General features: G+C 70.9%; 17 protein-coding genes and 1 tRNA gene. 5 read left to right on the top strand and 13 right to left on the bottom strand.

What is annotated here, in order from left to right; translation table 11 throughout:
* The first annotated feature begins 72 nt into the window (after positions 1-72).
* Positions 73-149: transfer RNA gene (locus WME73_RS21365), tRNA-Met, on the top strand.
* Positions 150-208: 59 nt separating this feature from the next.
* On the opposite strand, the gene WME73_RS21360 is transcribed toward WME73_RS21365, so the two are convergent.
* Positions 209-1,903: a L,D-transpeptidase gene (locus WME73_RS21360; protein ID WP_437916895.1), complete on the bottom strand. Its 1,695-nt coding sequence runs from the start codon at positions 1,901-1,903 to the stop codon at positions 209-211.
* 158 nt (positions 1,904-2,061) lie between these two features.
* On the opposite strand from WME73_RS21360, the gene WME73_RS21355 reads away from it, so the two are divergent.
* Complete coding sequence (locus tag WME73_RS21355) at positions 2,062-2,676, top strand: protein-tyrosine phosphatase family protein (RefSeq protein WP_437747248.1); 615 nt, start codon at positions 2,062-2,064, stop codon at positions 2,674-2,676.
* Here WME73_RS21355 and murJ read toward each other — a convergent pair.
* Together murJ and WME73_RS21345 are read right to left on the bottom strand one after the other, a co-directional pair.
* Positions 2,645-4,300 carry a murein biosynthesis integral membrane protein MurJ gene (murJ, locus tag WME73_RS21350; protein WP_437747247.1) on the bottom strand — a complete coding sequence of 552 codons (1,656 nt, stop codon included), beginning with the start codon at positions 4,298-4,300 and terminating at the stop codon, positions 2,645-2,647. The genes WME73_RS21355 and murJ overlap by 32 nt on opposite strands.
* Before the next feature lie 60 nt (positions 4,301-4,360).
* On the bottom strand, positions 4,361-5,875 hold the full coding sequence (locus WME73_RS21345) for an alkaline phosphatase family protein (protein ID WP_437747246.1): 1,515 nt from the start codon (positions 5,873-5,875) through the stop codon (positions 4,361-4,363).
* 472 nt (positions 5,876-6,347) lie between these two features.
* On the opposite strand from WME73_RS21345, the gene WME73_RS21340 reads away from it, so the two are divergent.
* Both WME73_RS21340 and WME73_RS21335 read left to right on the top strand, forming a co-directional pair.
* Entirely contained in the window at positions 6,348-7,274 is a 927-nt protein-coding gene (locus WME73_RS21340) for a hypothetical protein (protein WP_437747245.1), read from the top strand.
* Positions 7,275-7,701: 427 nt separating this feature from the next.
* Complete coding sequence (locus tag WME73_RS21335; protein WP_437916894.1) at positions 7,702-9,276, top strand: sigma 54-interacting transcriptional regulator; 1,575 nt, start codon at positions 7,702-7,704, stop codon at positions 9,274-9,276.
* Positions 9,277-9,419: 143 nt separating this feature from the next.
* On the opposite strand, the gene WME73_RS21330 is transcribed toward WME73_RS21335, so the two are convergent.
* Together WME73_RS21330 and WME73_RS21325 are read right to left on the bottom strand one after the other, a co-directional pair.
* Positions 9,420-10,934 (bottom strand): phytoene desaturase family protein, encoded by a 1,515-nt coding sequence (locus tag WME73_RS21330; RefSeq protein ID WP_437916893.1) that lies wholly within the window; start codon positions 10,932-10,934, stop codon positions 9,420-9,422.
* 16 nt (positions 10,935-10,950) lie between these two features.
* Positions 10,951-11,847, bottom strand: coding sequence for an isoaspartyl peptidase/L-asparaginase (locus WME73_RS21325; protein ID WP_437747242.1), 897 nt, complete (start codon positions 11,845-11,847; stop codon positions 10,951-10,953).
* Positions 11,848-12,116: 269 nt separating this feature from the next.
* On the opposite strand from WME73_RS21325, the gene proS reads away from it, so the two are divergent.
* Positions 12,117-13,673, top strand: a complete 1,557-nt coding sequence (gene proS / locus WME73_RS21320) for a proline--tRNA ligase (protein ID WP_437747241.1) — start codon at positions 12,117-12,119, stop codon at positions 13,671-13,673.
* A gap of 88 nt (positions 13,674-13,761) precedes the next feature.
* Here the strand turns inward: proS and WME73_RS21315 are convergent, their stop codons facing one another.
* The 8 genes from WME73_RS21315 to WME73_RS21280 form a co-directional block, all read right to left on the bottom strand.
* The gene (locus WME73_RS21315; RefSeq protein ID WP_437916892.1) at positions 13,762-14,415 is read right to left on the bottom strand and encodes a hypothetical protein; all 654 of its coding nucleotides are present in this window, start codon (positions 14,413-14,415) and stop codon (positions 13,762-13,764) included.
* 389 nt (positions 14,416-14,804) lie between these two features.
* Complete coding sequence (locus WME73_RS21310; RefSeq protein ID WP_437916891.1) at positions 14,805-16,448, bottom strand: serine/threonine protein kinase; 1,644 nt, start codon at positions 16,446-16,448, stop codon at positions 14,805-14,807.
* 138 nt (positions 16,449-16,586) lie between these two features.
* A complete protein-coding gene (locus WME73_RS21305; RefSeq protein ID WP_437747238.1) occupies positions 16,587-17,234 on the bottom strand; it encodes a hypothetical protein in 648 nt (215 codons plus the stop codon).
* Between the two features lie 97 nt (positions 17,235-17,331).
* The gene (locus WME73_RS21300) at positions 17,332-18,258 is read right to left on the bottom strand and encodes a PfkB family carbohydrate kinase (RefSeq protein ID WP_437916890.1); all 927 of its coding nucleotides are present in this window, start codon (positions 18,256-18,258) and stop codon (positions 17,332-17,334) included.
* Between the two features lie 198 nt (positions 18,259-18,456).
* Positions 18,457-19,338 (bottom strand): S-methyl-5'-thioadenosine phosphorylase, encoded by an 882-nt coding sequence (mtnP, locus tag WME73_RS21295; protein ID WP_437916889.1) that lies wholly within the window; start codon positions 19,336-19,338, stop codon positions 18,457-18,459.
* Positions 19,335-19,973, bottom strand: a complete 639-nt coding sequence (gene gmk, locus WME73_RS21290; RefSeq protein WP_012236392.1) for a guanylate kinase — start codon at positions 19,971-19,973, stop codon at positions 19,335-19,337. The genes mtnP and gmk overlap by 4 nt, the downstream gene beginning before the upstream one ends.
* 9 nt (positions 19,974-19,982) lie before the next feature.
* Complete coding sequence (locus WME73_RS21285) at positions 19,983-20,852, bottom strand: YicC/YloC family endoribonuclease (RefSeq protein ID WP_437748004.1); 870 nt, start codon at positions 20,850-20,852, stop codon at positions 19,983-19,985.
* 26 nt (positions 20,853-20,878) lie between these two features.
* Positions 20,879-21,925 (bottom strand): SDR family oxidoreductase, encoded by a 1,047-nt coding sequence (locus tag WME73_RS21280; RefSeq protein WP_437916888.1) that lies wholly within the window; start codon positions 21,923-21,925, stop codon positions 20,879-20,881.
* Between the last annotated feature and the right edge of the window lie 3 nt (positions 21,926-21,928).

Below are 21,928 nucleotides of genomic sequence, written 5' to 3'. Positions count from 1 at the left end.
TCACGCGTCGAAACGCGCACGACCTCGCTTGACAGAGCGGAGACGGGGCGGTACTAGTCCGCCCTCACTTTTGCCGAAGTAGCTCAGCTGGCTAGAGCAGGCGTTTCATACGCGCCGGGTCGGGGGTTCGATTCCCTCCTTCGGCACCAGCAATGGTGACAGTCGGCCGCTGGCCTCCCTCGGAGGGCCAGCGGTGGCTGTGTGAACATCAAGGCCGCACGTGAACGAGGGTTCCTTCCTCGTCGTTGCTGTACACAGCGTGCCAGCCTTCGGGGAGCTCCGGCTCGGCCCACAGAAAGATGCGCCGCGCATCGATGGGCGTCAGCGCGATGTCGTGGAAGCCTTGCGCTTCGCCGACCCCGGCGCCCCAGTACATGCCGGTGATCGCCTGGCTCGGCGCGAGGTCCATCACCCACGGGGCGTCGGTGACGTCGAAGCTGTCGGCGACCTCGCGCGGATCGATGTTGCGCGTGACGTGCTTGCTCCGCACGCGGAAGGTGCCGCGCGCGGTGGACGCGGTCGATTCAGGGTCGCGCAGCTGGTCGCGTCCGGACGAGATCAGCGTGGCGTAGATGGGCTTCTGCCCCTCGTAGGCCGTCAGGGTCTGGTTCACCACGCTGACGTCGAGCCAGCGCTGCGTGCCTTTGGCGAAGTCGGGGAGCTTGGTGCGACGCACGACGACGACAAGGTCCTGCGCGCGCATCCAGAAGCCGTCGCGCGCCTCCTCGAAGCGGACGCCGTCCACCGTCCTGAACCTGCCCGTGAGCGGCACGCCCGTGTGGCGCTCGAGCTCCTCGTCGTTCGCGTTCGCCTTGCCGCGGCTGAGCGACCACGTGTGAACGTCGTGGCGATGGACGAACGCCACAGGCAGCCCGAGCTTCTCGACGTCGAGGCCGTGCCACGGTGATCCGAGCGCGGCCTGGAGCCGGTCGGTCGGGACGAGCCGTCCTTCCGGCGTCACGCCGAACCTGCGTCCGTCGGTCGCTCCCGCCGTGAACGTGCGGGTGATCGCGACCCCGCTGCCTTTGCGCAGCGCCACCGTCTTCAGCGCGGCGCGCAGATCGACGCGGGCGCCGCCCGTTCCGCCGATGTCGATGCCGAGCGCGGCGACAGGCGGGAGCGGCGCGATCGCGTCGGCGATGGGGAAGAGGAAGTATCCGGCCTCGGTCCTGCGCCCGTCCTCGCCGATGCCGTCGCCTCGCGGCAGCAGCACCGGGGGCCCGGAGGAGACGCCGCGCGCGTCCAGCGGGACGTCGTTGGCTGACGCGCCGAGCTGCGCGTCGCTGCGCTGCACACGCTCGAGATGGCGATCGAGATCCGGCTCGGCGTGCTGCAGCTCCTCGCGGCTGGGCACCCCGAAATACATCGGAGCGCCCTGGGTTCGCGCGCGGCCATAGCGGTAGGGGAGGGGCCGCGACGTGTCGGGCAGAGCCGGCAGGAGCGCGAGCACGTCGGTGTTCAGCGTCGCGCCGTCGCCTGCGCAGACGAACCCGCGAGGGCGGATCGCATACCAACCGCCGCTGCACCCCGCGCGTCCGTACGGCTCCGAGGACCTCACGACGGCGGCGCCAGGATAGAGCTCGCCGAGCTTGCGTGCGCCCGCCTGCGGACGCGCGAGCACGGGCGTCCCTGCGCGAAGCGCGACCAGCTTGGGGCCGTCCGCTGGCAGCGCGGCGACCTCGAGCGCATCGTCGCTCGCCCCCTCCTTCGACAGCTCCACCGCCGCGCCTGCCGGCTTGCATCCGCACACGGTCAGCGCGACGAGCAAGCTTGCGAGCCGCCCATCGACGCGTCGCGAGCGGGGGCCGCCGTCGAGGCGCCGTGGCGCGCAGGGCAGCGGCGTCCGGAGGCGCGGAGGCGAGACCGAGCGGGAGAGATCCGTCGGCAAGGAAGCGAGCGGCATCTGCCGATGCATGCCCGGTTCGCGCGCGCTGGGCCAAGTTCCGTGGCGTCGCCTGCGCATCGTCGGTGCGCTCGGCGCGCGTGTCGTGGGCGTGCGTCATCGGCGCGCGTGCCGCCAGGCCGCTGGCGCGAAGCGAGCGTCGACGCCATGAGGTGCGCGTGCGCTTTCGCCCTGCGGTGGTGTTCCTCCTGCTCGCGCCGTATGCCCTCGTTTTCTATGCATTCCTGGCGTTGCGCCGCGCCTCCGCGTCGCTCCGGCCGCGGCACCCGTGGCGCACGTGGGTGAGCCCGAACCTCCTGATCGGGGGGTTCCTTCTTCCAGGCGACGTCGTCGAGCTTCGTCGCCTCGGCGTCCGCGCCGTGATCAACGTTTCGCGCGAGCTGTACGATCCGGTGCTCGCGCTGCGCGCGGCGGGGGTCGAGTACCTGCGCATCCCCTGCTGGGACATGTGCGCTCCCACGCTCGAGGAGGCCGCGCGCGGCGTGGCGTTCCTCGAGCGGCATATCGTCGCTGGCCACCGTGTCCACGTCCATTGCGCGAGCGGCGTGGGCAGGAGCGTCACGCTCGCGCTCTGCTACCTCGCCACCCGCGGCGGCGTCGAGGTGGGCGAGGCGCTCGCCCTGATCGAGCGACGGCGTCCGCGCGTCGCGCTGCGCCCCGTGCAGCGAGCGTTCGTCGAGCGCTACGTCGCGTGGCACCGTGCGCACGCGGAGCGCCGTGCGCGCGCAGCGCCGCCCGTGATCACCTCCGGCGCAGGAGGGACTTCAGGCTGAAGAGCCCGAGCGCAGGCGCTGCGACGGCGAAGGCGCCGCCGCATGCAGCGAGGATGAGCGCGGCACCCCAGGGCGCCGAGGCCACCGCCTCGGGCAGCGCCGCCTTCGACGCGGCGCCGCAGCCGACCGATATCGCCGCGAGCAAGGCCACGCGGCCGATCCGTATCTGATCCAGCCCGAGCCCGCCGATCTCGCGCCGCACGCGGTACCCGAGGGCGATCGCCTCGACCCATCCCGCGATGACGGCGCCGAGCACCACGCCGAGCACGTCGAGCCGTTGCATCAGGAGGAGCGCGACGGCGGTGCTGACGACCACGCGATAGAGCGCGTAGCGGGCGGGGGTCCTCGTGTCCCCCAGCGCGAACGACGCGGTGATCAGCACGCGCCCGGCGGCGTTCCCGAGCAGCGCTAGGCCGTAGGCGCACACGAGCGGCTCGACCCTCGCCGTCGATTCCTGGTCGAACGTCCCGGTCTGCAGCAGCAGCGTGATGAGCTCCCGCCCGAGCACCATGAACACGGCCGTGGTCGGCACGGTCAGCACCGTGATCCGCGCGAGCGACGCCCCGAGTCGGCGCGACAGCGCCTCGTTGCGCCGCGCGACGTCGGCTTCGGCCGTGTCGCGCGCCATCTCGGGCAACGCGACCGCGGCCTCGCCGGCGCCGAGGATGCTCATCGGCAGGAGGTAGACCGTCTGCGCGTAGCTGAAGGCCGCGTTCGCGCCGGCGCCGAGGAAGCTCACGAGGAGCGTGTCGACGAGCCCGGACACCTGGATGATCCCGCGGCCGAGCAGCGCGGCGGGCAGCTTGCTGCCGGCCTCTCGGACGCTCGGGTCGCGCGCGTCGAGGCGCGGCCTGAGCCCGCCGAGCAGCGAGCGCGCCGATGGGAGCAACAGCGAGAGCTGCAGCGCCGCGCCCGCGAGCGCGCTCCACGCGAGCGCCTCGGCGAGCGGCTCCCCGCGCATGCCGAGCCACGCGCCGCACGCGAGCAGCCCCGCGATCTGGGCGGCGCTCCACGCGACGGGCGCGGCGTACGGGAGGAAGAACCGCCGGTGCGCGTTGAGCACGCCGAGCCCCCACGCGGACAGCACGAGCAGGCCGGTCATCGGGAAGATGATCCGGACGATCCGGGTCGTGCTGGCGAGCTTGTCGTCGTCGAAGCCCGCCGCGACCAGGAAGGACAGCCACGGCGCCGCGAGCACGCCGGCGAGCGACGCGGCCGCGGCGGCGACGAGCAGGATCCCGAGGGCGGAGAGCGCGAAGTGCGCCGCGCGTCGCGCGTCGCCGGCCGCGCGGAGGCGCGCGTAGACGGGGATGAAGGTCGCGGAGAGCGTCCCCTCGCCAAGCAGGTTCTGGGTGATGTTCCCCGCGCGGAACGCCGCGGCGAGCACGTCGGCGAGCTCGGATGTCCCGAAGAAGTGCGCCGTCACCCGCTGGCGGAGCAGCCCGACGAGCCGCGAGAGGATGATCCCAGCGGTGACCATCGCCGACGAGCGCGCCGCGCTGGTCGCCTTCTCCTGCCCGGCCGCCGGCGGGCCTGCGCTGGTCGCCGGGGGCGCGCCCGGGGCTGCGCTCGCCGGCGTGGTCCCTGCCTGGTTGGCGGCGGGCGGATTGAGATCGGGCGGCACGGCGGCGCTTCTATCAGACCTCCTGCCCCCGGGCGACCTCGGCGCCGGCTGGCCGGCGCCTCAGTCCCTGAGCCTCGCCGTGCCGAGCCGCTCCGCGTGCGCCAGCACCCGCCGGGCGATGGCCGGTCCCTCATCCCGGCGATCGAGGTGCCGCGGGATGAGCCCACGCTCGGCGGCCTCCCACAGCTCCGGCTGAGAGATCCCGGACTCGGTGCGCGAGCGCAGCCGCGACAGGGAGATGTCCATCTCGGGCAGCAGGATCGGCGCCTGAGGAGCGCGGAGGAGCGCCGGATCGATGCAGCATGAGAGATCGTTCGTGCCGGCGGAGCGCGCGTTCAGCGAGGGGAGATCGAAGCGCGCTTCCAGCGTGCGGATCACCGACGCGTGGTCGAGCACGGTGCTCACCGCGCAGCCCCTCCGGACGAACGGGCCCGCCACGATCGACGGCACCCGGAACCCGAGCTGGGTGAACAGGGGATCGTCGTCCGTCGTCGACGGCGGCGCGACGTGATCGAAGAAGCCCCCGTGCTCGTCGTAGGTGATCACGAGGAGGCACTGGCCCCACTGGGGGCTCTTCGCCAGCGCGTTGTAGATGCTGGCGATGAGCACCTGCCCGAGCTGCACGTCGTGGTCCGGGTGATCGTCGTTCGCGGTGGCGCCGAAGAACTGGGGATCGATGACGGAGAACGAGGGGAGGATCCCCGCGGCCGCGTCCTCGAAGAAGCGCTCGATCCCGGAGACGCCCTTGAATTTGAAGTACGCACCCGAGCACCACGGGACGTCGTGGAAGTAGTTCCTGCTCGAGATCCCTGCGTCGCTCAGCAGCTCGAACACGCTCGTGAAGCCGGTGACCGGCACGTTCCTCGAGACGCCCCTCGACGTGGCGCCGTGCAGGTAGAACCGGTTTGGCCAGGTCGGGCCGAGCACCGAGGAGAACCAGCGCTCGCAGATCGTCGACGCGTCTGCGAGCGCGTAGAGGACCGGCAGATGCTCCCGCACGTGATAGCCCATGACGTCGCGCTGGTCCGGCCCTGCGTGCGCGATGACGAACCCATCGTTCATCCCTTGATTCCACTGCGTGTGGGCAGCGTCCCAGCTGTGCGGCGGGTCGGCGGGCGTGAAGTTGTCGAGCTGGAAGGGCGAGATCCGCGTCCCATCGAGCGCTCGGTTCGACTCTGTGCCTGTCAGACCGTCGATCTGCCGGCCCTCTTTCAGCAGCAACGAGCCGAGATAGTGGTCGAAGGAGCGGTTCTCCATACAGAGAACGACGATGGTGTTGATGGGCGCCAGCAGCTCCGCCGGGCTCAGACCTCCCGTCTCTGCGCACCGATCCGGAGCGCCGCCGGCCTCCCCACCTTCCGGCTGTCCTGAGCCGAGCGCACCTCCTGAGCCACCCGCGCCGCCGGCTCCGTCGCTCTCGTCCGCGCTGCCCGCGCTCGGCGGGGCGTCGCCGAGCAACATCGCGCCCTCTGGGGTGCTGCATCCGAAGGCCGAGGCGCCGAGCGCAGCGCCGAGCCCGGTCAGCACATGGCGGCGGGTCAGAGGATCACGGGTCGAACCATTCCGTTTGTTCATCACGCACAGGATTCCCATGAACGCGGGTCCGAGGAAGGAGTTTTGGTCTCCTCCAGAAGGTGGCGAATCGTCCGCTGCGTAATCGATGTAGCGGACGTAGCGGACGTAACTGAAGCGGATGTAACCGATGTAATGGACATAACTGGTGTGATGGGCATGACACGCGCAACGGATGTGACGGACATGACGGATGTGACGGAGGTGGTCGACGTAAACGTAAAGGGATCAGCCGATGAAGCCGAAGTAGCGGGAACAGTCGGCGTAACCGGCGTAACCGGCGTAACCGGCGTAACCGGCGTACCGGAGAAAACCATTCTTCTCGCGAGGTCAGCGGGGTGGTATGGGTAAAAAACGCGGGGGGTTTACGTCTGCAAACTGTCACCTTCCGATGAGCTCGAATCCACTTCCACCTACTCCCGGCCGGCAAGCTACCGTCGCGAACGGCCGGCCGCTGCGGTTGTGCATCGTGGACATGAACAATGGCCACGTGAACCAGGCGATGCGCTGTCTACGCGGGCTCGCCGCGGGGTTCTTCGAACGCGTTCAGGCGGGCAATCCGGGCCTATCCTGCGAGGTCGTCGAGGTGTCTCCCAGAGACACCAACGCACCCATCCCTACGGACTGCGATCTGTACCTCGCGTCAGGGGGGCCCGGCTCTCCCTTTGATGGGGAGGGCGAGCCCTGGACGCGGGATTTTGCGCGCTTCGTGGACGGCGTGGTCGAGTCGGCGATCCAGGGGGGCGCGCACCGGCGTGCTCTCTTCGCGATCTGCTACTCGTTCGAGCTCGTCGTCCATCACTACAAGCTGGCCGACGTCGTGCCCCGCGCCGAGCGCAAGTTCGGCGTCATGCCGATCTACACGACCCCCGTCGGCCAGCAACACCCGCTGCTGGCGCCGTTTGGGGACCGTCTCTTCGCGTTCGAGCACCGCAACTGGGAGGCGGTGAACCTCGACGAGCGCCAGCTGAGCTCCCTCGGCGGCCAGCTCCTCGCTCGTGAGAGCCGTGACGGCATCTCCAAGGGGCGGGCGATCCTCGGGTTGCAGGTCGCGCCCGGCGTCGAGGCGGTCCAGTTCCACCCAGAGGCGGATCGCGCCGGCGTCATGAGCTGGTTGGCGCGCCCTGAGCAGGCGGCTGCCTTCAAGGCGACCTATGGAGAAGTGACCTACCTTGCGATGCTGCGCACACTGGACGATCCTCGACGGCTTGCGCGCACCTATGCGCTCGTCATTCCGGGCTGGCTCGGGCGCTGCTTCAACGAGATCGCCGGTCCCCGCGGCTATGCGGAGCTCCCATCGCTCGAGGACCTCCCGTGCTCTCGCTTCAGCGCACACTGCAGCGCCGAGGAGCCATCCGCGCGATCGCTCGCCTCTGGCGAGCGCGTTGTGCGCCAGATCTGAGCGGAGCGCCGAGGTGGCCTGCAGAGGATGCGTCCGAGGGCTACACTGCAGAAACGAAAGAGAAAGAACTGGGATGTAGAGGCAGCAGAGGCAAAGGCAGCGAGGGAGCGGAGGAAGCGGAGGAAGCGGAGAAAGCGGAGAAACAAAGCTTACCGCCGCAGCACCGACGAAGTGCTGCTCGCGCCTTGCGCGCCGGGCAACCTCTGGCTTATGGTCATAGGATAACGGGACGAGCGCGAGCAGGGCTCGCGGGCCAACATTTGGAGCCGGAGGCTCCTCGGGCACGCATGAGAGAGAACGCATGAATCACTCGCGTCCGGCCGCTCCGACGACTCCATCTTCGCCGGACGTCCGCGAGCCGGGCGCGTCTGAGGAAGGCCACGCTGGCGTCGACTTGCCTGTGGAGCCCAAGATCGCACGGCCATCCATGCTGCACGACGACCTCGGAGCACAGGAGGTCCAGGTTGAGTCGCAGCTGGGCGTGACGGACCCGATCGCCATGTCGCAGGTCCGTGATGCGTTGACGCAGCTGAGCCGCGAGCGCGGGACGCAGCCGCACGTGCTGCTCATCATCTACCACCGGCAAGGCGCCGAGACGGTGCGGCTGATCGAGGGGGTCGGCGTCGTCATCGGCCGCGATCCGAGCGCCGACGTCGCGATCCCCGAGCGCAGCCTGTCGCGACGCCACGCGCGCTTCACGTTCCAGCGCGGCGACGTGCTCATCCAGGATCTCGGCTCCACGAACGGCACCTTCCTGAGCGGGCAGCGCGTCGAGCACGGTGTCTTGAAGCCCGGCGACGAGGTGATGCTCGGGGAGATCACGGCGTCGCTGCGCGTGATCGCGAGCGCCGAGCTGCCGGTGCTGAACCTCGACGCGCTCGACGGGCGTCGTGGCGCCTCGGAGCGGAGAAAGATGCCGAGCATCGAGAACCTGGTGGGAGGATCCACGCCGGTGGGTGGGCTGCGCACGGTCGGCGACGAGGGGCTCGTGATGCGCAGCCCCGCGATGCGCCCGGTGCTCGAGACCGCGATGCGCCTCGCGCGCTCGTCCGCGCCCGTGCTGCTCCAGGGCGAGACGGGGACCGGCAAGGACGTGCTCGCGCGGCTGATCCACGAGGCTGGCCCCCGCCACAAGATGCAGATGATCCGCGTCGGATGCAGCGGCGTGCCCGCCCAGCTCCTCGAGAGCACGCTCTTCGGTCACGAGGCCGACGCCTTCCCCGGCGCGGTCCACGCGCAAGAGGGCGTCTTCGAGACGTGCGCGGGCGGCACCCTGGTGCTCGATGAGATCGGCGATCTCCCGCCCTCCTGCCAGGCCGCGCTGCTGCACGTCCTCGACACCGGTCGCATGGTCCGCCTCGGCTCGACCAAGGAGATCGAGGTGGACGTGCGGATCGTCGCGACCACGTACCGCGATCTCGAGGCGATGTGCGAGGCGGGCACGTTCCGTTCGGATCTGCTCTACCGGCTCAACGCGGCGCCGCTGCGCATCCCGCCGCTCTGCGAGCGGCGGGATGACATCGGACCGCTGGCGCAGCGCTTCCTCCGGCAGGCGAGCGAGGTGCACCGCAGGAACGTGCGCTCGCTCGATCCGGAGACGCTCGCGCTCCTGGAGCAGTACCCCTGGCCGGGCAACGTACGCGAGCTGCGCAGCGCCATCGAGCGCGCCGTCGTCATCGCGCGGGGGCATGTCATCACCCCGCTCGACCTGCCGGAGAGCATCCACTCCCTCTCGGCGCCCAAACGCTCCACGCCGCCGCCAGATCGGACTCCCGTCGAGCTGGCAGGGCCGCCCAGCTCCGCGCCGACGATCGGGCTCAAGGCGCAGATGGACCGTCTGGAGACGGAGATCATCCTCGATGCCCTCCGCGGCACCAACGGCAACCTGGCGATGGCCGCTCGGCGGCTCAGGATGCCGCTGCGCACGCTCCAGGAGAAGATCGCGAGCCACGGCCTGAAGCGCTCCGACTACCGGGACGGCCCGTCGTCGCGGTCGAAGTAGCGAAGCGCGGCGCCTCTGGCGCGGGGTGCAGGTCCGTGGGATGCGGGCTCGGCCGCCAGACGGGCGAGTGAGGCATACGAAAGTACGCCGCAGCGAGCCGAACGACGCGGCTGAGCCCGTAGCGCACGAAGATGCGCCGCGCGCTAGCCTTCGTCCTCCAGCACCGCCAGGGCCGCATTGCGCCCGCACGCGCCGTGGACGCCGGCGCCGGGGTGCGCATAGGACGAGCCTAGATACAGGCCGCGGAGCGGCGTGCGGTAGCGGAAATAGGGGAACACCGGCCGGAAGATGAGCTGGTGCCGGATGTCGGCCGAGCCTCCGCCGAGATCGCCGCCGATGAGGTTTGCATCCATCGCCTCGAGATCGTCCGGCGCCCAGATCTTCCGGGCGATGATCCTCTGCCGGAAGCCAGGGGCGAGCTCCTCGATCCGCGCCTCGACGCGATCGGCGAAGCGCTCGCGCGAGTCCGCCCAGCCGCCCTCGATGGAGGAGGGGACGCGGGAGTAGGCCCACAGGGTGTGGCGGCCGGCCGGCGCGCGCGTCGGATCGACCAGCGACTGCTGCCCGATCACGAGATAGGGGTGCTCGGGGAGCGCCCCGGCGCGCACCTGCCGCGTGAAGGCCGAGAGGTCGTCGAGGCTGTCGCCCGCGTGCACGACCGCCGCGCGCGCGGGATCCTCGTGGGACCACGGCGTCGGGCCGTCGAGCGCCCAGTCCATCTTGAAGGTGCCGAACCCTTGGCGGAACCGGCGCATGGCGCGCTGCACCCGCTCGGGAACCAGCTCTGACGCGAGCAGGCGGAGGTAGAGCGTCGGCGCGGCGAGGTCGGCGACGATCGCGCGGCGGGCGCGGAGCTCCTGGCCGTCCTCGAGCCGGACCGCGACCGCTCGTCCCTCCCTGGCGATGATCTGGTCGACGCGCGCGCCGCAGCGGAGGGCGCCCCCGCGCTCCTCGACGCGCCTGAGCAAGGCGCTCGTGATCGCGCCGGCGCCGCCCTCGGGCACCGCGAAGCCGCCGCTCGAGGCGAGCACGGTGAGCATGAAGCCGACGATCGCTCCGCAGGGATCGTCCGGGCCCACGTCGGTGTGGAGCGCGAGCCCGGGGACAACGCGCCGGGCCGCCTCTGTCCGGAAGGTGCGCGTCGCGAAGCCACGTCCGCTCGAGAGGGCCACCTGCGCGAGGCGGAGCAGGTTGAGGGGCCCGAGCCGGAGCAGCGGCCCGAGGGCAGGCGGCGTGGACAGGAGCGCGTTCAGCAGCCGCTCGCGCGTGGCCGCGTGCCAGCCGGCGATCCGGCGCCACGCGGGGCCATCTTCGCCGAGCGACCGCGCCGTCGCCTCGACGTCCCGCGCGATCGAGGCGCACGTCCCGTCGGGCGCCGGGTGAGCGCTGTCGATCGGCGCGTGCCGCCACACGAGGCCCGCCCCCGGCAAATCGAGCGGCACCAGCGCGGGGCTCGTCTGCCCGAAGGGGAAGAACGCCGCGCCGAGATCGTGGCGGAACCCGGGGAGGGTCACCTCGCGCGTGCGGACCGCGCCGCCCGGCTCTCGCTCGGCTTCCAGCACGAGCACCGAGAAGCCCGCGCGGGCGAGGTACGCCGCCGCCGTGAGGCCGTTCGGTCCCGCGCCCACCACGATCGCATCAGGGTCTCCACTTTGCATCGTCGTCTGCGGCTCCTCAGCCCACGAGCTGCGCGCTTGCCATGGTGCGGTTCGAGGCGATCGCCTGGCCGCTCCGCCCCACCACGAGCACGCCGACGGCGAGCACGTCGGGGAACATCGCGACGCCGCGCTGCGCGGCGCGCGCGGGCGCGACGCCATCGGCGACCCAGTCATAGACGGTCCGCGCTAGGAAGCGGCGCGCAATCTCCTCGCCGACGCCGGTCGCCGCCACGGCGCCGTGGGGGCCAGCGTAGATCCCTGCGCCCAGGAGCGGCACGTCCCCGATGCGGCCGCGGAGCGAGTAGGTCGACCCGCCCGTCGACGCCGCGGCGGCGAACCGGCCGTGCGTGTCGCGCACGACGGCCCCGACGGTGTCGCACTCGATCGGCTCGGCGTCGAAGTTCCAGAACCGCGTCGCCGTGAGCGCACGGAAGCGCGCCGCGTCGTTCGTGGTTTCGTCGTCTCCGCCCTCGCCGCGGAGCGCGGCGAGGGCGCGGGCGTGCTTCCGGCGCGCCTCCTCGGTGACCGGATCATGGTCGGCGAACCCCAGCCGGCGAGCGAACGCCGTCGCGCCGGCGCCGGCGAGGAGCAGGTGCGGCGTCTCCATCACCTTCGCGGCGACCAGGACGGGGTTCTTCACCCGCTCGATGCACGCCACTGCGCCGAACCGTCCATCGCTGGCCATCACGGCCGCATCCATCTCGATCGTCTGCCCGTCGAGGCGGAGGTTCGAGCCCGTCCCGGCGTTGAAGCGTGGGTCGTCCTCGAGGCGCACAGTCGCCCCGATCGCCGCCGCGAGCGCCTCTCCGCCCCCGTCCAGCGCGCGGCGCGCCTCGTCGGCGGCCCTGGCGCAGCTCTCCGAGCCGCTCTGCGGCGCGGTCACCCCGCCGTGCGTGAGGATGACGTAGTCCACGTCGTTCTCCTGCGCGTACCACGACGGCGCGCCGCCGCGAAGGCAGCCTGGCGCGCGGCGGCCGGTGGGGCGAGCGGCATCGCTCCAGCCAGCGGGAGGGCGGCGCGGCTCCGGCGCTGGGACCGCTGCGCTCGACACCCTGCCGCGCTCCTGATACGTCGCGCGCTCAGCCCGGAGCGGGGCCGGCGCCAGCCGACCGTCCGCAGCGGGACGAAGGCGGCCCGGTCGACGGCCGCCGGCCAAGCCGCCCATCGAGGAGAGCAGAGACCGTGGCCAAGAACGAAGCGCCGAAGACCGCCATTACGCCCACCCGCAACGAGGACTACCCGGAGTGGTACCAGCAGGTCGTGCGCGCGGCCGACCTCGCGGAGAGCTCCCCGGTCCGCGGCTGCATGGTCATCAAGCCGTGGGGCTACGCGATCTGGGAGAACATCCAGCGCGAGCTCGACAGCATGTTCAAGGCGACCGGCCACAAGAACGCCTACTTCCCGCTGTTCATCCCGAAGTCGTTCCTTGAAAAGGAAGCGGAGCACGTCGAGGGGTTCGCGAAGGAGTGCGCCGTGGTCACCCACCACCGGCTCGTCCCCGGCCCTGGCGGCGGGCTCATTCCCGACCCTCAGGCCCGGCTGGAGGAGCCGCTCATCGTGCGCCCCACGTCCGAGACGATCATCGGCGCGGCGTTCGCGAGCTGGGTGCAGAGCTACCGGGATCTCCCCTTGTTGATCAACCAGTGGGCGAACGTCGTGCGCTGGGAGCTCCGGACGCGCCTGTTCCTGCGGACGGCGGAGTTCCTGTGGCAGGAGGGGCACACGGCGCACGCGAGCGAGGCCGAGGCGCGCGAGGAGACGCTGCGCATGCTCGGGGTCTACGCGACGTTTGCGCGCGACTTCATGGCGATGCCCGTCCTCGAGGGGCCGAAGACGGCGAGCGAGCGCTTCCCCGGGGCGGTCGACACCTATGCGATCGAGGCGATGATGCAGGACCGGAAGGCCCTGCAGGCCGGGACGAGCCACTTCCTCGGGCAGAACTTCGCGAAGGCGAGCGGCATCAAGTTCCAGACCAAGGAGGAGACCGAAGAGCACGCCTGGACGACGTCCTGGGGCGTATCGACGCGCCTCGTCGGCGGGCTGATCATGACCCACAGCGACGACGACGGCCTGGTGCTCCCGCCGCGCCTCGCGCCCGCGCACGTCGTGATCCTGCCCGTTTACCGGGGCGACGACACGCGCGCCAAGATCGACGAGTACATCGACGGGCTCGCGAAGGAGCTCCGGGCGCAGCGCTTCGGCGAGCGCCGCGTCGAGGTCGAGATCGATCGGCGGGACATCCGCGGCGGCGACAAGCAGTGGGAGTGGGTGAAGAAGGGCGTCCCCCTGCGCATCGAGATCGGGCCGCGCGACGTCGACGCCGGCGTGGCCATGGTGATGCGCAGGGACCGCTCGCCGAAGGACAAGTCGAGCATGGCGCGCGGGGAGCTCGTGGGCCGCATCACGGAGATCCTTGGCGACATTCAGGCGACCCTCTACGCGCGCGCGCTCGCCGTGCGCGACGGCAACACGCACGTGATCAACAGCCGCGCAGATTTCGACGCGTTCTTCGCGTCGACCGGGGGCAAGGAGGCGCAAGGCGGGTTCGCGCTGGCGCACTGGTCCGGCGATCCGGAGATCGAGACGGCGGTGAAGGATGCGCACAAGGTGACCATTCGCTGCATCCCGACCGGGGGGTTCGAAGGGGCGCCGTGGGCCGACGCGCTGACGGGTGAAGGGCAGTGCATCTTCACCGGCAAGCCCAGCCCGCGGCGCGTGGTGTTCGCGAAGTCGTACTGAGCCGCGGCGGTTCGCAGGGCGCGCGCCGACGCGTCGGCGCGTTCCCTCACCGAAAAGACGCCGCGCGCTTCCTCGCAGCAGCGGCACCTCAACGGCGAAGGGCCGGGAGCACGTGCTCCGCCAGGATCGCGGGGAGCAGCCGCAGCTGCGCGCAGTGCTCCCCGGGGCCCGCTCCCGCGTAGCCGCGCACGTAGAGGCTGCCGCCGTCGTACATCCGGGTGAGCCGCAGCGCGTCTCCTGCCTCCGCTGCGCGGTCGCCGGGCGCGGCGGAGGGGGCCTCGTCCCCGCTCGAGGTCACCGCGATGGGGGTGGCTCCGAGCTCGCGAAGAAGGAACGTGGCCGCCTCTTTCGTGGACGCGTAGCCGCTGGTCGGGATCTCGGTGTGCGTCAGGTAGAAGACCGGCGCGCCGCGCGCGGCGGCGTTGGCCAGCGCAACGTAAGGGGCGAGCTGCCCCTGCGCGAGCGACGTCTGCCCCGGCATGTAGGAGCCATAGAGGGAGTCGAGCAGGATCAGCGCATCCACGTGGCTGCTCCCGCGCTCGATGAGCCTGCCGATCGCGCCGGACCCAGCGCTCCAGGACGACAGCACCAGGCGGCGCATGTGCGCGCCCGCGCTCCCGGATGCGCTCTCAACCTCGCGGTCGATCGTCTGGAGCAGCGCGTCCCAGCCGCCGCCCTCGAGCGCGCGCGCGTATTCGCTCGATCGGGTCCCCACGTCGATCCCGGCGATGACCAGATCCATGTCCCTGGGAGCCAGCAACTTCCGGACAGGCTCGGCGCCGTGGAAGTGGATCAGAAGATCGTAGCCGCCATCCGAGCGAACCGCGTGCGCAGGCGGGACGAGGAGCCTTCCGAGCGGAAGCGGGCGCCATCGCTCATAGGCGCCGAACCCTTGGTCGGCAAAGCCGCACCCCGCTTGCGCTTCGTGCTGCGCTTCGTGCTGATCGAGCGCCGCGCGCTCGGGCTCACCGCCCCTGGGCAGGGGCGACGGTTCCGCGGACGCGCTCGCCTGCGCCGGGGTTGGCGAGGCGCTGGACGCTCGGCTCCGTCGCAACAGCAGGGCGCCGCCTACGACGCCCAGGCTTGCTGCCAGGAGGAGCGCGTCGCGGAGCTGCCGCGCCCTGCGGCCGCTCAGAACCCGGGGTTGGTCACGGTCGGTACCCACTTCGTCGAGGGACGCTTGCCCGGGGTTGTTCTGCGCGCGCTGGTGGCGCTCGATCCAGCAGCCGTCGCGCTCGGCGTCGCGGCGGTCGTTGCGCCTTTGGCCGTCGGGTCCGGAGCGCTCGCCCCGCGCCCCTCCGGGTCGCTCGCCTCGGGGGCGGGCCGAGCACCCACGCCGCCGTGGTCGGCCAGGAGCGTGGGCGCGCCGTCCGACCTTGGCGTTGCGCCCGTCGTGGCTTCGGTCGCCGCCGGGCCAGCGCCGTGGGCGTGCACCGTGAGCTCCTCGGACATGCTCTGCTGCGGCGCGGGCCGCCGGAGCCACATCACCCCGGCGCCCAGCAACGTGATGAGCGCGAGCGCAGCGGCTGCCACCCGCGTCCCCGAGCGGCGGCGCGCCGCCGGGACCTCGATCGGGCCCAGCTGAGTGTCCTGGCCAGGCGAGCTCGGGATCAGCGACTCGGACAGCAGCGATGGCAGCGCCGGTCGCGAGGGCGCGGGGGTGCTCCGGCGAGACGCGGGGAGCTTTGCGCTCGGGTGACCAGGAGGGAGCTGCGTGAAGAAGAGCTCGCTGATGCTGTCGCGAACGAGCATCACCTCGGGCGGGTGGGAGGCGCGCTCGTCGAGCATGCGGACCGTGTCGCGCAGCGCTGCGCGCCGGCGCTGGTTGCGCTCTCCCAGGAGCCCGCGCACGAACGCCCCGACGTCGTGGTCCGTCACCGTCGGCTCCTTGGCCAGCACGGTCTCCAGGGCGCTCTCCAGCTCGAGCATCGTCTGGTATCGCCGCTCCGGCTCCTTCTGCAGGCACTTCATCAGGACCTGGTCCAGCTCGGGCGGGAAATCCGGGTTCTTCAGGCGAGGCGAGAGCGCCGGTCGCGAGGTGATGTACTTGAGCGTGAGGAGGTCGTTCTCTGCGGCGAAGGGGTGCTCTCCCGTCGTCAACTTGTAGAGCACGATCCCCATCGCGAAGACGTCGGTGCGCCGATCGACCCGCTCGCCTCGCGCCTGCTCAGGGGACATGTACGGCACCTTGCCCTTGATCTGTCCCGCGGTCGTGTCGTTGTGCGTGCGATTGGTTGCCTTGGCGACCCCGAAGTCCACGAGCTTCACATGGCCGTCGTACGTCACGAGGATGTTCTGGGGTGACACGTCGCGGTGCACGAGCCCGAGCAGCTGGTCGTCGTTCTGCGGGTCCCGGAGCTCGTGCGCGGCGTGCAAACCGAGGCAAGCGCGGCCGAGGACGCGGAGCGCGATGCGCAGCGGGATGGCCACGCCGCTCTTGTTCGCCGCCTTCGCGATGACCGACAGCGCCTCGCCGTCGACCCACTCCATCACGATGTAGAGGACGTCGTCCTGCTCGCCGAGGTCGAGGATCTCGGCGACGTTCGGGTGATGGATCCCCGAGGCGAGCCTCGCCTCCTCGAGGAACATCTTCTCGAACTGGGGATCATCCGAGAGCGACGGCAGCATCGTCTTGATGGCGACCGTCTTCTGGAAGCCACGACGACCCTTGTGGCGCGCGGCCCACACCGTGGCCATTCCCCCCTGCGCGATGGGCAGGAGGAGCTCGTAGTGCCCGAGCTCCTTTCCCGGCAACAGCTGGGGTTGGGGCATCATGACGTCGTGCGGCGCGCTCCTGACCGATACACGGGGACCTCGGAAGCTCGATCAAGTCTAGCCATCCGGACCCTGCGGTCACGATATGTGGTGCTGATTACAAATCAGGCCAGCGGAGCTCCTCGCCGCGGCAGGGGATCACGCGCCGGGCGGGACCGCCTGTCCCCAGAGCTGCTGGTAGATCTCGCTCAGCTTCTGGTGGGTCTCGGCCGAGAAGCCGTTGGTCGCGTAAGGCCAGCGGAAGCCGTCTCCCATGGCCTGGTTGCACGAGAAGGAGACGAGCAGGTCGACAGGCGTGGGGTTGTTCGGCCGCACCATCGAGATGCCCAGGCCGGGATAGAAGCAGTTGCCGCGGTCCGCGGTGAAGCTGTCCTCGTCGCCGAAGACGTCGAGGATCTGGTCCTTGAGCTCCGCGTCGGCGTCGCTGGTCGTGAGCTGACGCTGCTGGAGGATGACGAAGTTCTTGAAGCGCGGCTGCGCGGGCAGGACCGGCGTGCTGGCGGTCTGCCCCGGGATGAGGTTGGGCGGGATGAGCCCGGGCAGCGCCTGCTGCAGCCCCTGAAGGGCTGCCTGCCCCATCTGCTGGAGCTCGGGCGGGATGCCCGGGATGAGGGTAGGGGCCCCGGTCGTCGCTACGGGCGTCGGGGCCAGCTCCTGCCCCTGGAGGCGGAGGACCGTGATCTGCGCCTTGTCCATCTCGTCGAACGGCGCCGTACGGGCCGCGCAGCCGAAGACGAGGGGGGCCAGCAAGGCGATGCCTGCGAATGTACGGGTGGTGAGGTTCATGTTCACTTTGACGGTCGTCTAGCACGGCTATGCGCCGGAAGGTGAACAGCGACCGCACACGGCAGGCGCTCGCGCCAGCGCCGCCCCCAGGCGGGCTTCACATGGTGCTTGCGCCGAACTCGTACAGCGCCCGGATCTCCGTCAGTCGCGCCGCGATGTCGGCTCGAGTCACCGTCGCGATCCGCCGCGTGCCAACCGCTTCGACGCAGAACGACGCCGTCGCCGTCGCATGGAGCATGCCGCGCCGGAGCGCGAGCGGCGTGATCTCCGGCTGGCACGCCAGGTAACCGATGAGCCCGCCGGCGAAGGCGTCGCCGGCGCCCGTGGGGTCGATGACGTCCTCGAGCGGGAAGCCGGGCGCGGCGAACACGCCCTCCTCGTCGAAGAGCAGCGCGCCGTGCTCTCCGCGCTTGATGATCAGCCGGCGCGGACCACGGGACAGGATCTCCTTCGCCGCGCGGCGGATGTTGTACTTGCCCGAGAGCTGGCGCGCCTCCTCGTCGTTGACGACGAGCGTGTCGATGCGGCGCAGCATCGCCGCGACCGCCTTCGGCTCCCCCTCGATCCAGAAATTCATCGTGTCGGCGAGGACGAAGCGCGGCGCGCGGACCTGCTCGAGGACGTCGAGCTGGAGCGCGGGATGGATGTTGCCGAGCAGGAGGAAGGGCGTGTCGCGGTAGGTCTCCGGCAGCTTCGGCGCGAACGACGCGAACACGTTGAGCTGCGTGTCCAGCGTCGTGCGATGGATGAGATCCACGTCGTAGCGCCCGGCCCAGCGGAACGTCTTCCCGGGAGCGCGCTCGACGCTCTCGATCGAGATCCCTCGAGATCGCATCGCTGCGAGGGTCTCTTCGGGGAAATCATCGCCCACCACGGCCACGGTGCGCACCGGAGCGAAGCACGAGGCAGCGAACGCCGAGTAGGTGGCAGAGCCACCGACGACGTCTCTTTCGTTGCCGGCGGGGAGCTCGAGGTCGTCGAACGCCATCGAGCCGATGATGAGGATCGCGGATGAGGTCGTCACAGGACGCCTCTTAGCCAGGTTTGTGCGTAGCCGCTAGCCGCGCGTTTCGTTTCTGCGACGGCGCCGCCGGGCCGCAGGCCGCACCCGACCCCAGCAGAGCCCGCCTTGCCCCTCGCGCCCGCTGCGCCCCCTCCCGCCCGTTGCGCCCCCTCCCGCCCGCTGCGCGGAGGAGCGGGCGCGAGGGGCCCTGAGGTCAGCTCAGTCGGCCTTGCGCCGAGGACCGATGAGCCACTCGAGCCGCGCCTCCGCGTCGGGCGATGACGCGCCGGCCGTGGTCATGATGCACTTCTCCAGCGCGTGACGGGCCGGGCTCTGCGACACATCGGGGAGATTGCGGGCGAGCGACTTCGCGACGTCCCGCGCATACCCGATATTGCGGTTGAGTACGGTGATGACCGTCTCGACGCTCACCGCCTCCTCGCTGACGTGCCAGCAATCGAAGTCCGTGGTGAGCGCGAGCGTGGCGTAGGGGAGCTCCGCCTCGCGGGCGAGCTTCGCCTCGGGCAAGTTGGTCATCCCGATGACATGTGCGCCGAACGTCCGGAACATGCGGCTTTCGGCCCGCGTCGAGAACTGAGGGCCCTCGATGCAGACATAGGTGCCGCCGCGGTGGACGCGCGCGCCGGTGGCGAGCGCCGCGTCGTGGACCGCGCTCGCCAGGATCGGGCACACCGGATCGGCGAACGGCACATGGGCGACGAGGCCTTCGTCGAAGAACGTCGAGATCCGCCGCTTCGTGAAATCGATGAACTGGTCGACGACGACGAGGTCGCCAGGCACGATGTCCTCGCGCAGGGATCCGACGGCGCTCACGCTGAGCACGTGCGTGGCGCCGAGCATCTTCAGCGCGCAGATGTTCGCGCGGTAGTTGATCGTCGACGGCGAGAAGCGGTGCCCGCGGCCGTGGCGCGGCAGGAAGAGCACCGTCGCGTCGCCGCCCTTGACCTGCCCGCGCAGCACCACGTCGCTCGGCAGCCCGAAGGGGGTGGAGACCGAGACCTCCTCGACGTCCTCCAGCCACCCCATCTCGTAGACGCCGCTGCCGCCGATGATCGCGAGCACGTCGCGCGTCGCGCTCATCGCTCGAACCTCCGCTCCGAGAGCAGCCGCTCGCAGAGGGCCGCGCGCCGCTGGCGGCGGCACCGCTCGGCGAAGACGAGCGACCGCAGCTGCTCGTAGGCGCGGTTGATCTCGTCGTTCACGATCACGTAGTCGAAGAAGCCGTAATGCTCGATCTCGCCCTTCGCGTTGCGGAGGCGGCGGAGCGTCGTGGGCTCGTCCTCGGTGCCGCGCCCGCGCAGGCGCCGCTCGAGCTCGGCGAGCGACGGGGGAAGGATGAACACGGCGACCGCCTCGGGCAGGCTCGCCTTGATCTGCCGCGCGCCCTGGTGGTCGATGTCGAAGAGCACGCCGCGCGCGGTGGCGCGGGCGATCTCGATCTCCTTCAGGCTGGTGCCGTAGAGGTGATCGTGCACCCTGGCCCACTCGGCGAACGCGCCGATGCGGATCATCTGCTCGAACGTGTTCGGGTCGACGAAGTGGTACTCCCGGCCGTCGACCTCGTTCGGGCGCGGGCGCCGGGTCGTGTGGGAGACCGAGAAGCGCAGGTCGGGGAACTCGCTGCGCAGCCTCCCGCAGAGCGTCGTCTTCCCCGCGCCGGACGGGGACGACACGATGAGGAGGAGGAAGTCGTCACTGAGTGCTTCGGTCGACATGCTCTCCTGTCACTCGATGTTCTGGACCTGCTCCCGCAGGCGTTCGAGCTCCACCTTCATCGCCACGACGTGATGGGAGATGGCGGCGTCCTGCGCCTTGGAGCCCAGCGTGTTCGCCTCGCGTACCATCTCCTGAAGCAGAAAGTCGAGCCTCCTTCCGCAAGGGTCGCCGCTCGGGGCCGCGAGCGCGCCGCCGAACTGGTCGAGGTGGCTCCGGAGGCGGGTGACCTCCTCGGTGATGTCGCTGCGCTCGGCGAGCAGCATCACCTCCGCCTCGATCCGCGTCGCCTCGAAGCCGGCCTCGACCCCCTGGAGCAGGCGCTCGACCCGCTCGCGCAGGCGGCGCCTGAGCGCCTCGCGCGCCTCGTCCGCGCGCGCCACGACCTCGGACGACAGCGCGCGCAACGTGGCCACCCGCCCGCGCATGTCGCCGGCGAGCGCCTCGCCTTCGCGCAGGCACATGCCCTCCATCGCGTCGATCGCGCGCTCGATGGCCAGCTTGAGCGCGGCGCGGACGGCCGCGATCTCGTGGCCGCCAGCGGGCGCGAAGAGGTCCGGCACGGCGCAGAGCAGCGAGAGCGGCACGTCGGCGCCCGGCGCGAGCTCGTCGCGGAGCTCCGCCAGGGCGCGGAACGCCGCGCGCGCCTTCGATTTGTCGAGCGTGCTCGGGGCCAGCACCGCGCCCTCGGTGCGCACGATGATCTCGATGCGTCCCCGCCGCAGGCGCTCGCGCGCCACCTGCTCGGCGAACATCGTGAGATCGACGAGCTCGCGCGGGAGCCGCGCGCGCACGTCGAGGAAGCGCTGGTTCACCGAGCGGATCTCGGCGACGACGCGCCCATCGGTGAGCGAAGCGTCACCGAGCCCGAAGCCGGTCATGCTCCGCACGAGCCGCCCCGCTCTACCTAGCTCGCCTTTTGTCCGCTGTCCGAGGCCCCTTGGGCCTTGGGCAGCGGAACCTTGCCACAGGTCACCGTGGCCGACGCGGCCGCGGGGCCCTTCTCACGGAGCGTCCGCAGGTACGTGACCGTGGGGACGATGCCGTCCTCCCAGCGTACGCGGGGCTCGTACCCGATGAGCTCGGCCGCGCGCGAGATGTCGGCGAGCGAGTGACGGATGTCCCCGGCGCGGGCGGGGAGGTGCTCGACCGCGACGTCCCGCCCGAGGGCCCGCGAGATCTCCTTGCAGAGCTCATTCAGCCCGATCCTGCGTCCGCCGGCGATGTTGATGACCTCACCCTTGAACTTCTTCGACGACGTCGCGCCGAGGAGGTTCGCGAGGACGGTGTTCTCGATGAAGCAGAAGTCGCGCGTCTGCTCGCCGTCGCCGAAGATCGGGATCGGCCGGTTCTGCAGGGCGGCGTCGACGAACCGCGGGATCGCCGCGGCGTAGGCGCCGTCCGGCGTCTGGTTCGGCCCGAAGACGTTGAAGTAACGCAGGCTCAGGGTCTCGATGCCGTAGATGCCTGCGAAGACCTTCATGTAATGCTCGCAGGCGAGCTTCGTGACCGCGTACGGCGAAAGCGGCATCGGCTCCATGCCCTCGTGCTTCGGGAGGACGGGCGTCTCGCCGTACGCGCTGGACGACGCGGCGAAGAGCACCCGGCGCACGCCCTGGCGGCGCGCCACGTCGAGCACCGTGACCGTGCCGCCGACGTTGACGGAGTTCGACTCGACGGGCGACTCGACGCTGCGCGGGACCGAGCCGAGCGCGGCCTGGTGGAGAATGACCTCGACCCCCTTGGCCGCCGTCGCGACCGCCGACGCGTCCCGGATGTCCCCCGTGATGCGCTCGATCAGCGACTGGTGGGGGAGCCCGTCGAGGTTCTCCCATCGGCCAGTCGCGAGGTTATCGAGGACGCGGACCCGCTCGCCGGCGGCGGTCAGCGCCGCGACGAGGTTGCTTCCGATGAACCCGGCACCGCCGGTGATCAAGTAGCGAGGCGTGGACATGTG

This window comes from Sorangium sp. So ce302 (genome assembly GCF_051530145.1).
In the GTDB taxonomy this organism is placed as follows: Bacteria; Myxococcota_A; Polyangia; order Polyangiales; family Polyangiaceae; genus Sorangium; species Sorangium cellulosum_B.
The sequence above is the reverse complement of the archived record's forward strand: the minus strand, read 5'-3'. Positions and strand labels throughout refer to the sequence as shown.